Consider the following 12,490-nt stretch of genomic DNA (forward strand, 5'->3'; position numbering starts at 1 on the left):
AAGAACAACAAAAAGGGCGCAATGCCCCATAACACCCGAGGATTTTTATTTGCGAACCCGATCGCAATATCCAGCCCGCAAATAGGTTATTGATTGAGGATTGAGTATCTATATATATCAATCATTAAGGATGATAATGAAGATCAAACCTCTGAGCCTTGCTGTTTCTGCCCTGCTGCTTTCCGCCCCGACCGTTTTCGCCAGTGACACTCAGCCTGAACTCAGCCAGCGTGAAACCACGTTACTCACCGTTGACGGCCTGAAATTCAAAGACCTCAATCATTCGGGCATGCTGGAACCTTACGAGGACTGGCGGCTGACGCCGGAAGCGCGTGCGGCGGATCTGGTCAAACGTATGACGCTGGAAGAAAAAGCGGGCGTGATGATGCACGGCTCGGCGCCAACGGCCAATAGCCCGATTGGAGCCGGGACACATTACGATATCGACGCCGCGAAAAAGATGATCGCCGGTGCCAAAGTCAACAGCCTCATCACCCGTCTTTCGGCGGAAGATCCGGCCATTATGGCCGAAGAAAACAACAAGCTTCAGCAGATTGCCGAAGGGACACGGCTGGGGATCCCGGTGACCATCAGCAGCGATCCGCGTAATTCCTTTGAATATCTGATTGGCGCAAGCACTTCATCCGGCAAATTCACCCAATGGCCGGAAACGCTCGGGCTGGCGGCGATTGGTGATGAAAAAGTCACCCGCCGTTACGCCGATATTGTGCGTCAGGAATACCTGGCGGTCGGTATTCGCGAAGCACTTTCGCCGCAGGCCGATCTGGCAACCGAACCCCGCTGGGCGCGCATCAGCGGTACTTTTGGCGAAGATCCGGCGCGCGTACATAACATGGTGCGCGGTTACATCGAAGGCATGCAAAACGGGCCAGACGGGCTGAACAGCGGCAGCGTCATTTCGGTGGTAAAACACTGGGTCGGCTACGGCGCGGCGGAAAACGGCTACGACAGCCACAACGTGTATGGCAAGAACGCCATCTTCCCCGGCAACAATCTGAAAGAACATATCTACCCGTTTACCGGTGCGTTTGAAGCCAACGTCGCCAGCGTCATGCCCACCTATTCCATCCTGAAAAATGCCATGTTCGAAGGCAAACCGCTGGAACAGGTCGGTGCCGGGTTCAGCCATCAGTTGCTGAACGATATTTTACGCGGGCAGTACGGTTTTAAAGGCGTGATCCTCAGCGACTGGCTGATCACCAATGATTGCAGCGATGAATGCCTGAACGGCGCGCCGGAAGGAAAAGAACCGGTGCCGGGCGGCATGTCTTGGGGCGTGGAAAACCTGACGCCACAGGAGCGTTTCGCCAAAGCGGTGAAAGCCGGTGTCGATCAGTTCGGTGGCGTGACCGATTCGCAACTGCTGGTGAACGCAGTTAATGAGAAACAGCTGACCGAGCAACGTCTGGATGAATCCGTGACCCGCATTCTGGTACAGAAATTCCAGACCGGCCTGTTTGAAAATCCGTATGTGGACGCACAGAAAGCGGTGCAAACCGTGGGCCGCGAGAGCTGGCAGAAAGAAGCGAATGCGGCGCAAGGCCATTCGCTGGTTCTGCTGCAAAACAAAGATGAGATTTTGCCGCTGAAAAAAGGCAAAAAAATCTGGCTGCACGGCATCGAACCGAAAGCCGCGCAGGCAGCGGGTTTCACCGTCGTGGATTCCCCGGAAAAAGCTGATGTGGCGCTGATCCGCGCACAAGCGCCGTATGAACAGCCGCATAAGCAGTGGTTCTTCGGCAAACGCCATCATGAAGGTTCGCTGGCGTTCACTGAAGACAACACCGATTATCAGGCCATCGTGAAAGCCAGCAAATCCGTCCCGACCCTCGTGACGGTTTATCTGGATCGCCCGGCGATTCTCACCAACGTCGTCGATAAAGCCAAAGCGGTTATCGGCAATTTTGGCGTCAGTGATACCGTGCTGTTTACCCGCCTCACCGGAACGGAAGCCTATACCGGAAAACTGCCTTTCGAACTGCCTTCTTCCATGGAAGCCGTTTTGCAACAGAAGTCGGATATGCCGCATGACAGCGAATCACCGTTATTTGAGATTGGCTTCGGGCTGGCGCGGTAAACTGTCCTTCAACTCCCTGCCGTCCCGGCCTTTGCCGCGGACGGTCCTTTGGAAAATTTCCCCTATTCCCTCCTGTTCTCCTGCGCATTTGTAACAGAAATCAGCCCGCAAAATTGCCCCTTTGCCCGTTAAATAATCAAAAAACCCATTCATTTCATGCGGATAAAATGTCGCCACTTCACACTTTTTGCAGAAAGTTCACTTGAATTTGTAAAATAATAATGATAACAATTATCATTAAGTTTAACATTCGTCTCGTTTCTGTTAATCCCTGTCATTTTCTGTACAGGCGCTTTAGTACGGAACGTTGTTGGCTTTTGGGTCTATACACACGCATCAATACACTCGCATCAATTAATTACTCGATTATTTATCGGGTTATTTATAGGGACTATGAATATGTTGTTGGCTTTCCCCCTCAAACGCTCGGTGCTTCTGTGCGCTATGGCGCTGTCCGTTCCGGCAGCTTCTCTTGCAGCCGAAGATACCGTCGTTGTCAAAGCCGCGCCTGCTGATACCGCAGATGCTCCGACGCAGGGTTACAGTGCGAAAACCAGTAAAAGCGCGACCAAAACGGATCAGCCGTTAATCACCACCGGTCAGGCAGTTTCTGTGGTCACGCGTCAGCAAATGACTGACCAGAACGCCACAACCGTCAATGCGGCACTGAACTATACGCCGGGCGTTTTCACCAACTTTGCCGGTGGCGCAACGCGTTATGACACCATCTCCCTGCGCGGTTTCCACGGCGGTGACGTCAACAACACATTCCTTGATGGCCTGCGTATTCTGAGCGACGGCGCAACTTACAACTCCATTCAGGTTGACCCGTGGTTCCTTGAGCGTATTGATGTGGTCAAAGGCCCGTCTTCTGCGCTTTACGGCCAGAGCATTCCCGGCGGTGTCGTGGTGGAATCCACCAAACGTCCGCAATTTGCTGAAGAAGGTCACTTCCAGCTTTCCGGCGGGACGCAAAACACCAAAGGCGGCGCGTTCGATTACACCAATGCGCTCAGCGATACGCTGGCATTCCGTCTGACCGGTATGACCCGCAGCAGCGACACGCAGTACGATCATCAGCGTGAAGAACGTTATGCGATCTCCCCGCAACTGCTGTGGACGCCGGATGAAAACACCTCCCTGTTGCTGCGCGCGTATCTGCAAAAAGATCCGTCCGGCGGTTATCACGCCGCAGTTCCGGCCGACGGCAGCCTGTACGGCCAGAAACTGAGTCGTGGTTTCTTTGACGGCGAAAGCACCTACAACCAGTTCAAACGCTGGGAACAAATTTACAGCTACGAATTCCAGCACACGTTTAACGACGTCTGGTCATTCCGCCAGAACACCAACTACACCCATTCCAATACCGAACTGGATCAGGTGTATCAGGCAGGCTGGAACGCGGATCGCACGCTGATGAACCGTTACTATTCCGGTGAGAAATCGTCCCTCGACACGTTTGCTATCGATAACCAGCTGGAAGCTGATTTCGCCACCGGCGAAATTGCGCACAAAGTGGTGCTGGGCTTTGACTATTCTCACTTCATCAACGACGTGAAATCTGACGGCGCAACGGCTGAGACGCTTAACCCGTACACCGGTGTGGGTGGCGATGCGCTGGATTACTACAGCCATTCGCGCGGCAAAAACCGTTACGAGCAGATGGGGACTTATCTGCAGGACGAAATGAGCTGGAACAAGTGGTTCCTGACATTATCCGGCCGTTACGACACCCTGAAAACCTCGAGCCGCAGCTACGAAAGTATTTACGCGCAAACCTCCAACAGCGAACGTAAAGACGAACACTTCAGCAGCCGCGCTTCCCTGCTTTATGCATTCGACAGCGGGATTTCTCCGTACGTCAGCTACAGCCAGGCCATGACGCCGTCTGCCCTGCCGGGCCCGGACGGCACACTGCTGAAACCAATGCAAAGTGAGCAATACGAAGCGGGGATCAAATACCAGCCGGTTGGTACGTCCGATATGTACACCGCGGCGCTGTATGACCTGACGCAAAAAGACGTGGGTAACCGCGTGGTTGTGGGCAGCTACTACGAGCCGGCGGGTAAAATCCGTTCACAGGGTCTGGAACTGGAAGCCAAGAAACAGGTCACCGAGCGTTTCAACGTGATGGCGGGTTATACCTACAATAAAGTGCGTATCCGCGACGCGGCGCAGAACAACGGCAACACGCCGTACGTGACACCAAAACAGATGGCTTCCATCTGGGGTCAGTACAAATCGCCAATCGGCGTGGATGTGGGCGCAGGCGTTCGTTACATCGGCACGCAGTGGGCGGATAATGAAAACACCCTGCATATGCCATCCGCAACGCTGGTTGATGCGTCACTGCGTATGAATCTGGTGCAGTTCAATCCGCAGCTCAAAGGTGCGTATGTGCAGCTGAACGCCAACAACCTGTTCGACAAAAAATACGTCGCGGCCTGTTACGGCACCAGCTATTGCTACTGGGGTCAGGAACGTACCGTGGTCGCCACAGTCGGTTATGATTTCTGATAGCTGACGGCGGAAAAGGGAAAACCTTCACACGTCCCCTCAAATTTCCGTGATAAAAAAGCCCTGAATTTTCAGGGCTTTTTCTTTTCTATTGCGCCGGTATGTTCTGCACAGGTAAATGCAGCCGTGCTTTGAGATTTTCCTTTGCACTGTGCAGCAAAGCGTCCGAGGCCTGCCGGTCGGGTTCGCATCGCGCCAGTGATAAACTGCCCATCAACTCCGAACTGACTGACACCGCCGTCGCCTGCGGATCTTCCACGCCCATTTCAGTCAGCTGGCGGATAATCATGCCGCGAATTCTTTCAATCCCGCGCGCAAATTCGGCCTGACAAGGCGCGGTCATGCGCGGTGCTTCAGAAGCCAGCGCCGACACCGGACAACCCTGCGAACGGTTATCGCGATGCCACGGCGACAGATAAAAATCGATGTATCCCGCCAGTTGCTGCGGCGAACTCAGCCCCTGATTATCTTTGTCCCAGCGCTGCATCACCTGATTAAACATCTGCTGAATGGCGGCTTCGATCAGGGCGTCTTTCGAGGCAAAGTGCGCATAAAATCCGCCATGCGTCAGCCCGGCTTTGCTCATCACGCCCGCCACGCTGACCTGCAACGGCCCTTTGGCTCGGATGGCTTTTGCCGCTTCCTTCACAATCCGCTCGCGGATTTTTGGCTTATGTTCACTTTCGTAGCGCATAGTAAGACCCTGATAATCGAATAAATTGCCGCCTCAGTTTACCTGACCGGTTCCGTTAACGAAACGCGCGCATCGACAGATAACCCCGGCCTCAGTGCGCTGGCTTCCGGCTGACCGGGATCCAGACGAATACGCACCGGCACGCGCTGGACAATTTTGGTGAAATTGCCAGTACCGGGCTCAAACGGCAGCAGCGCAAACGTTGAGCCGGAACCGGGCGCGAGGCTGTCCACTTCCCCGCGGAACGTCACGCCGGGCAGCGCATCCACCTGCACATCGGCTTTCTGGCCGGGCTGCATTCTGCCGGTCTGTGTCTCTTTAAAATTGGCGGTGACGTAAATCCCTTCATCGGGCACCAGCGCCATCAGCCGCTGGCCGGGCGTCACGTAATCGCCGACCTGCACCTGACGGTTTCCGACCACGCCATCCACCGCCGCAAAAATTGTCGTGTGGCTAAGATCCTGTTGCGCCAGATCTTCTGCCGCCTGCGCTTTTACTACCGCCGCATTTGCCAGCGCCAGCGCCGCTTCAATTTCAGCCCGCTGCGCGTGCGTCACCGCCGCCTGATTTTGTGCGACATTCAGCATGGCAGCCGCGTGTGCCGAGGTCTGTTCCGCCGTCACCGCCACGGTTCTATAGCGGTCCGCATCATTACGGGACGTCGCACCGCTGACCGCCAGCGACTGATAGCGTTGTTGCTCGGCCTCGGCATGCTGTTGTTCGGCTTTCGAGGATCGGATGGCGGTTCGCGCTGCATCGATTTGCGTCAGCGCCAGTTGTTCCTGCGCCTGCTGGCTGAGCAACGCCGCCTGCTGCTGCGCGACCTGCGCACGGGCATCATCCAGATCGCCCCGCGCGGCGGCTAATCGCGCCGTAAATTCTTCGCTGTCGATAAACACAAGCTTATCGCCCGCATGAACCTGCTGGTTGTGCCGCACCAGCACCTGCGACACAAAGCCTTTCACTTTTGGCGCAACGGTGGTCGCGTCGGCCGTCAGATACGCGTCATCTGTGGATTCTGATGAAGGCGCCGCCAGCAACCAGGCCGCCCCGCCGAGCGCCACAGCCAGCGCAACCGCACTGACCACCCAGATCCGTTTTGATCGCTTATTCACTTTTGGCTGCGGGGCCACAACCCCGTCATCCACTGTTGCTTCGCTCATTTTTTTTCGCACCTCATTGCATGATGGCTATCATATTAATATGATGATCATCATATAAACAAGTCCCGGGATCTCACAAAAATGTCAGCCACCCTGAATCACCCCGCCGCGATCTCGCCAGCGGATTACCCGACATCACGCAAGTATCTGATCTTCAGCATAATGGCGTTCGGCATGTTTCTGGCACTGATCGACATCCAGATCGTTGCCGCCTCGCTCAATGATGTTCAGGCCGGGCTTTCCGCCGGGCCCGATGAAATCAGCTGGGTGCAGACCTCCTACCTGATCGCCGAGCTGGTGATGATCCCGTTCTCAGCATTTCTGGCGCAGGCGCTTTCGACCCGCTGGCTGTTCAGCGCGTCTGCCGCCCTGTTTACGCTCAGCAGCATCGGCTGCGGATTGTCGTGGAATATTGAATCGATGATCTTCTTCCGCGCGTTACAGGGCTTTACCGGCGGCGCGATGGTGCCGACGGTTTTCGCGACCGGCTTCGCCATGTTTAAGGGCAAACAGCAGGCGATTATTCCGGCGATCCTCGGGATGGTCAGCGTACTGGCACCGACGCTTGGGCCGACCGTGGGCGGCGTGGTGACGCAGGTTCTCGACTGGCGCTGGATCTTCTTCATCAACATATTACCCGGCGTGCTGGTGGCGACCGGCGCGGTGATGTTCATCCACGTTGATAAAGCGGATTTTTCCATGCTTAAACGTATCGACTGGGTGCATCTGTTTTCGATGGCCGTGGCACTCGGCTGCCTGGAATACGTGCTCGAAGAAGGCCCGCGTAAAAACTGGTTCAGCGATCCGCAGATCCAGATTTCCGCCTGGTTTTCGCTGGTGGCCTTTGTTCTGTTTCTCGAGCGTTCCTTCTATTCCAAAAACCCGATTGTGCGCCTGACGCCCTTTCGCGATCCGACCTTTACCTTTGCCTGTTTATTCAATCTGGTCGTCGGTTTTGGTTTGTACGCCTCGACCTACCTGACGCCGGTTTTCCTCGGCCGTATCCGTGATTTCAACAGTCTGGAGATTGGCACAACGGTCTTTGTCGTCGGTGTCGGGCAGTTTTTCAGCACGATTATCGCCGCGCGTCTGATCAATCGTGTGGATCGCCGGATATTAATCACCGTGGGATTATCCGGTTTCGCGCTGAGCTTATGGCTGACGACCGCCGTCACGCCTTACTGGGGTGCGGAACAGTTTTTCTGGCCGCAGGTAGTGCGCGGGTTATTCATTATGTTATGCATCGTGCCGAGCGTGAATATGGCGCTGACCGCCTTTCAGGGGCCGGAACTGCGCTATGCGTCAGGCCTGTTTAACCTGATGCGAAATCTGGGCGGCGCTGTCGGTATTGCGACGGTGAATACCTGGTTGCAGGACTGGACGCGCGTTCATGCGGCGCGTTTCGGTGAAAGTCTGGGGCAATACGGCGACCACGCGCAGGACGTGATTGGATCACTGGCGCAGAAAATCGGCCACCTGACGCCGGACACCGCACACGCGCTGCTGATGGCCAAAGGTTTGTTCGGCGCAAAAGTGGCGGCGCAATCCCTGACACTGGCTTTCAACGATATCTTCCAGGTCATGGCGTGGATGTTTATTGCCGCGCTGGTGATGGTGCCGTTTTGCCGTAAATGAGGGTAGAAATGTGAAGGAATTGTGCAGTTGCACTCATAAAATGCGTTTGCGGAAGGGAACTTTTCGAACAGGGTGAGAAAGCTTTGGCCTGTTTGAAATAAATCCTTATAATTGGCGGCCCTGAAATGCGATTCGTTACAGTTACTGAGTCCCTTTCAAGAGCTATGTGCAAGTACACTATTCCTCCGGGCGGAAACTTCCGCATCGGGGGGAAATCAACATCCTGACAACAACTGCCAGTGTGGCATTAACGACCAACGAAAATATGAAAATGAGCATTCGCGCAATCCTTACCCTGGTTTTGGCAGTTGCTGCATATAGCCAGGCGTCTTTTGCTGTGGTCTATCCTCTTCCGGCGAACAATGGTCGTCTGGTCGGTGAAAACATTACGGTAACCGTTCCGCAGGGCAGCAGCCTGCCGCTGGAACATTTTGCAGCGCAATACCAGATGGGTTTGAGCAACATGCTTGAAGCCAACCCTGGCGTTGACCCGTTCCTGCCTACACCGGGCACCGTGCTGACTATCCCTCAGCAACTGATCCTGCCGGAAACGCCACACGAAGGCATTGTCATCAACAGTGCTGAAATGCGTCTGTATTACTATCCGAAAGGCACCAATACCGTTGTCGTTCTGCCAATCGGTATCGGCGAACTGGGCAAAGACACCCCGATGAACTGGGTGACGACTGTTCAGCGTAAAAAAGCGGGCCCGACCTGGACCCCGACTGCAAAAATGCATCAGGAATATGCCGCCCGCGGTGAATTCCTGCCAGCCGTCTTCCCTGCTGGCCCGGACAACCCGATGGGTCTGTACGCGCTGTACGTTGGCCGTCTGTATGCGGTTCATGGTACCAATGCCAACTTCGGTATCGGCCTGCGTGTAAGCCACGGTTGTGTGCGTCTGCGTGACGCGGACATCAAATGGCTGTACGACAATGTGCCGCAAGACACCCGCGTTCAGTTCATCAACGAGCCGGTGAAAGCCACTGTTGAGCCGGACGGCAAACGTTATATTGAGATCCACAACCCGCTGTCTTCCAACCAGGAAGAGTTTGATTCCCAGCAGCCGATTCCGATCACACTGACCGGCAGCGCAAACACCGTTGCATCGTCTCCGTCTGTTAACCAGACTGTGGTTCAGCGCGCGATCGAGATGCGTGCAGGTATGCCGGTGCAAATCAACTAACATTGATTTGTTGCTGATTTAGAAAGCCCCGAAACAGTTTCGGGGCTTTTTTTTGGGATTTTTTTAGGGGTTCCCCTAAGACCCGTTTTCATAAGCCTGATTGAGAAGATTTCGGTTTCTCACTTGCAGTGAGGCGATGTCGAAAGACCGAGAAAATTTCGGTTTTTTAGTAGCAGTGATCGCTCAGCGGCTGGCGCCGAAACCGACCAGAGAGGGCCAGGACGGGCCCTCTCTGGACTCTCCGCGTCTTTTTTACTGCGCGCTACCGCTGGGACGACGGACATGTTCTGCAACTTCCGCGTGTGGCGCGAAATCTTGCCGCTGCGCGGTGCCTTCCCTACGGGCTTCGAGCCTTGCGGTCTCGAACCCTCAGTCAGCAAAATTTCTGAGCGCGCCATCCCACTTATTTAAAAGACAAAACCAGACAGCATTTGAATTTAGGTAAGCCTCCAGCCGCTTTCAAAAATCACGCCAAAGCGAGAGGTGGAAAACCGCGTATCTTTTCGCGCGGTTTGTAACCCGAGTGGAGGGAACCGCGCAGCGGCGGGATTTTGCGGCAATAGCTGTGGCACCTGAAACATGGCCAGCGAGCGGTAGCGCGTGTTGAGAAAAAGCGTGGGAGATCAAAGAGGGAGGCGCTTTCCTCCCTCTTTGTCGGTTTCGGCGCAGCGTGTTAAGTGAACACAGTTATTGAGAAACCGAAATTTACTCGGTCAGCTGCCAGCCCTCACTGCAAGTGAGAAACCGAAATCTTCTCGGTCAATTGTCAGCCCTCACTGCAAGTGAAAAACCGAAATCGACTTGAACTCGTATAAACAGATAACCGCAGTGGGCTGGCGCCCACCACCATGCGCTTAATGCGCCAGAAACTTCTCAAGGAACTGTTTCGTCCTCGCATGCTGCGGGTTCGAGAATAGCTCCTTCGCAGGCCCCTGCTCTACGATCTTCCCCTGATCCATAAAGATCGCTCTGTCCGCGACATCGCGCGCAAAGCTCATCTCGTGGGTCACGATGACCATAGTGCGGTGCTCGAGCGCCAGCGCGCGGATGGTGTTGAGCACTTCGCCTACCAGTTCCGGGTCGAGGGCGGAGGTCGGTTCATCGAACAGGATCACTTCCGGGCTCATCGCCAGCGCGCGGGCAATAGCTACACGTTGTTGCTGACCGCCGGAAAGACGACGCGGGTAAGCGTTTTCCTTGCCGCTTAATCCGACTTTCTCCAGCAGCTGACGCGCCGTGGCGATGGCTTTCGCCTTCGGTTCGCCCTTCACAATCACCGGGCCTTCGATAATGTTTTCGAGCACAGAACGGTGCGGGAACAGGTTGAAGTTCTGGAACACAAAGCCAACCTGCTGACGCAGTTCGCGGACTTTGTTTTTTTGTTTGCTGATCGGCTTGTTGCCGTCAATTTCGATATTGCCGACTTTGATCGTGCCGCCGTCCGGCTCTTCCAGCAGGTTAATGCTGCGCAGAAGCGTCGTTTTTCCCGAACCGCTCGGCCCGATAATCGCAACGACTTCACCGGCATTGACCTGTAAATCGATACCGTGCAAAACCGTCTGGCCGTGGAATTTCTTCGTCAGTTGCTTAACGTCAATGGTACTCATGAAGGCTCCTGATCCTGGCGGTTAACACGGTCTTCCAGACGGTTTTGCAGGAAGGATAAAACGGTCGCCAGCACCCAGTAAATAATGGATGCGGCCAGATACATGGTGAAGACTTCCAGCGTGCGGGAGGTGACCAGCTGCGCCTGACGGAACAGTTCCGGCACCTGAATGGTCGCCGCCAGCGAGGTGTCTTTCACTAATCCGATAAAGCTGTTGCCCAGCGGTGGCAACGCAGTACGTGCCGCCTGCGGTAAAATCACGCGGCGCATCGTCTGCCAGGGGTTCATGCCGATACTTGCCGCCGCTTCCCACTGCCCTTTTTCGATTGAAGAAATCGCCGCTCGCAGGGTTTCAGAAGTATAAGCCGCGGTGTTGAGTGAGAGGCCAATCATAGCCGCCGGAATAGGATCCAGCTCGATACCAAACTGTGGCAAACCGTAGTAAATCATAAACAGCTGCGCAATCAGTGGCGTACCGCGAAATACGGAGACGTAAAAACGTGACAGCCACGACAGCGGCCAGAAATGCGAAAGGCGCATCAGCGCCAGCATAAAGCCTAAAATTAACCCGAAGACCATACCGCCCAGACTCAGCTGGAGGGTAAACAGGGTTCCTTTCAATAAAAATGGTGCTGAATCCAGCACCAGTTGAATACTTTCTTGCATCCGATAAAGACCTTTTGGATGTGTATCCTCAAACAACCCGGAGCAAGATCTGCTCCGGGTTTAACGGATAATTATTTGGTGACGTCAGCCCCGAACCATTTTTCGGAAATTTTGGCTAAAGAACCATCTTTTTGCATTTCTGCAATCGCTTTGTTGATGGCGGCCAGCAATTCAGGGTTGTCTTTACGGATCGCAACACCGGATTCCAGACGGGAGAACGGCGCACCGGCAACGGCTAATGTGTTGTTGGTTTTCTTCACCAGATCCAGCGCGGCCAGGCGGTCAACCAGAATCGCATCGGTACGGCCTACGCGCAGATCCTGATATTTCGTCGGGTCATCATCATAGGTACGAACGTCTACGCCCTGAACATTGGCGCGTAACCACTGCTCGTAGTTGCTGCCCAGACCCACGCCCACTTTCTTACCTTTGAGGTCTTCCGGCTTGGTGATTGAGCCTTCGTTACCTTTTTTGGTCAGCGCCTGAATACCAGAAACGGTGTACGGCGTGGAGAAGTCATATTTCTTCTCACGCTCAGGGGAAATGGTCACCTGGTTGATGACAACGTCAATACGTTTGGATTCCAGTGAAGCCAGCATGCCGTCCCATTTGGTCGGTTGCAGCTTCGCTTTCACGCCCATGTGCTGTGCCAGCGCATCGGCGAATTCCACTTCAAAACCGGTCAGTTTGCCGTCTTCACCCTGGAAACTGAACGGAGGGTAAGTCCCTTCCAGACCGACGATCAGCGTGCCGCGGTCTTTCACTTTTTTCAGTAAACCTTCATCAGCAAAGCTGTTGGTGACCATACCGGCTGTCAGGCTGACGGCCACGGCACCCAGAAGTAAACGACGACGCAATGTGGAAAAAACCATATACACCTCAGTTATTATCGATGTTAGAAAGTTATATATCTGACGATTTGCGC

General features: G+C 54.6%; 9 protein-coding genes. 4 read left to right on the plus strand and 5 right to left on the minus strand.

Translation table 11 applies throughout. The annotated features are described in order from the left end of the window. Positions 1–136: 136 nt before the first annotated feature. Together KWG64_RS15485 and KWG64_RS15490 are read left to right on the plus strand one after the other, a co-directional pair. Positions 137–2,098: a glycoside hydrolase family 3 protein gene (locus KWG64_RS15485; RefSeq protein ID WP_218522379.1), complete on the plus strand. Its 1,962-nt coding sequence runs from the start codon at positions 137–139 to the stop codon at positions 2,096–2,098. Positions 2,099–2,497: 399 nt separating this feature from the next. Next, positions 2,498–4,615 (plus strand): TonB-dependent siderophore receptor, encoded by a 2,118-nt coding sequence (locus KWG64_RS15490; RefSeq protein WP_218522380.1) that lies wholly within the window; start codon positions 2,498–2,500, stop codon positions 4,613–4,615. An 88-nt stretch (positions 4,616–4,703) separates the two neighbouring features. Here KWG64_RS15490 and KWG64_RS15495 read toward each other — a convergent pair whose 3' ends face one another. After that, complete coding sequence (locus tag KWG64_RS15495) at positions 4,704–5,309, minus strand: TetR/AcrR family transcriptional regulator (RefSeq protein WP_218522381.1); 606 nt, start codon at positions 5,307–5,309, stop codon at positions 4,704–4,706. A 38-nt stretch (positions 5,310–5,347) separates the two neighbouring features. Further along, on the minus strand, positions 5,348–6,472 hold the full coding sequence (locus KWG64_RS15500) for an HlyD family secretion protein (protein WP_218522382.1): 1,125 nt from the start codon (positions 6,470–6,472) through the stop codon (positions 5,348–5,350). A gap of 81 nt (positions 6,473–6,553) precedes the next feature. Here KWG64_RS15500 and KWG64_RS15505 point away from each other — a divergent pair, with 81 nt between their 5' ends. Beyond that, positions 6,554–8,107, plus strand: coding sequence for a DHA2 family efflux MFS transporter permease subunit (locus KWG64_RS15505; protein ID WP_218522383.1), 1,554 nt, complete (start codon positions 6,554–6,556; stop codon positions 8,105–8,107). A 265-nt stretch (positions 8,108–8,372) separates the two neighbouring features. Then, positions 8,373–9,293 carry a L,D-transpeptidase family protein gene (locus tag KWG64_RS15510; protein ID WP_152327030.1) on the plus strand — a complete coding sequence of 307 codons (921 nt, stop codon included), beginning with the start codon at positions 8,373–8,375 and terminating at the stop codon, positions 9,291–9,293. Between the two features lie 854 nt (positions 9,294–10,147). On the opposite strand, the gene tcyN is transcribed toward KWG64_RS15510, so the two are convergent. From tcyN to tcyJ, 3 genes are all read right to left on the minus strand, one after another. Further along, positions 10,148–10,900, minus strand: a complete 753-nt coding sequence (tcyN, locus tag KWG64_RS15515) for an L-cystine ABC transporter ATP-binding protein TcyN (protein ID WP_195823117.1) — start codon at positions 10,898–10,900, stop codon at positions 10,148–10,150. Further along, the gene (tcyL, locus tag KWG64_RS15520) at positions 10,897–11,565 is read right to left on the minus strand and encodes a cystine ABC transporter permease (protein ID WP_101076710.1); all 669 of its coding nucleotides are present in this window, start codon (positions 11,563–11,565) and stop codon (positions 10,897–10,899) included. The genes tcyN and tcyL overlap by 4 nt, the downstream gene beginning before the upstream one ends. A 71-nt stretch (positions 11,566–11,636) precedes the next feature. Next, positions 11,637–12,437, minus strand: a complete 801-nt coding sequence (tcyJ, locus tag KWG64_RS15525) for a cystine ABC transporter substrate-binding protein (RefSeq protein ID WP_152326990.1) — start codon at positions 12,435–12,437, stop codon at positions 11,637–11,639. Positions 12,438–12,490: the final 53 nt, after the last annotated feature.

Origin of the sequence: Rahnella sp. PD12R (assembly GCF_019200965.1) — a bacterium.
Taxonomy (GTDB): Bacteria; Pseudomonadota; Gammaproteobacteria; order Enterobacterales; family Enterobacteriaceae; genus Rahnella; species Rahnella laticis.

Excerpts from the sequence above, each read along its gene's own strand:
- KWG64_RS15510 (WP_152327030.1), top strand. The coding sequence starts at position 8,373 with ATGAAAATGAGCATTCGCGCAATCCTTACCCTGGTTTTGGCAGTTGCT.
- KWG64_RS15485 (WP_218522379.1), top strand. The coding sequence starts at position 137 with ATGAAGATCAAACCTCTGAGCCTTGCTGTTTCTGCCCTGCTGCTTTCC.
- KWG64_RS15495 (WP_218522381.1), bottom strand. The coding sequence starts at position 5,309 with ATGCGCTACGAAAGTGAACATAAGCCAAAAATCCGCGAGCGGATTGTG.
- KWG64_RS15500 (WP_218522382.1), bottom strand. The coding sequence starts at position 6,472 with ATGAGCGAAGCAACAGTGGATGACGGGGTTGTGGCCCCGCAGCCAAAA.
- KWG64_RS15505 (WP_218522383.1), top strand. The coding sequence starts at position 6,554 with ATGTCAGCCACCCTGAATCACCCCGCCGCGATCTCGCCAGCGGATTAC.
- KWG64_RS15490 (WP_218522380.1), top strand. The coding sequence starts at position 2,498 with ATGTTGTTGGCTTTCCCCCTCAAACGCTCGGTGCTTCTGTGCGCTATG.
- tcyJ (WP_152326990.1), bottom strand. The coding sequence starts at position 12,437 with ATGGTTTTTTCCACATTGCGTCGTCGTTTACTTCTGGGTGCCGTGGCC.
- tcyL (WP_101076710.1), bottom strand. The coding sequence starts at position 11,565 with ATGCAAGAAAGTATTCAACTGGTGCTGGATTCAGCACCATTTTTATTG.
- tcyN (WP_195823117.1), bottom strand. The coding sequence starts at position 10,900 with ATGAGTACCATTGACGTTAAGCAACTGACGAAGAAATTCCACGGCCAG.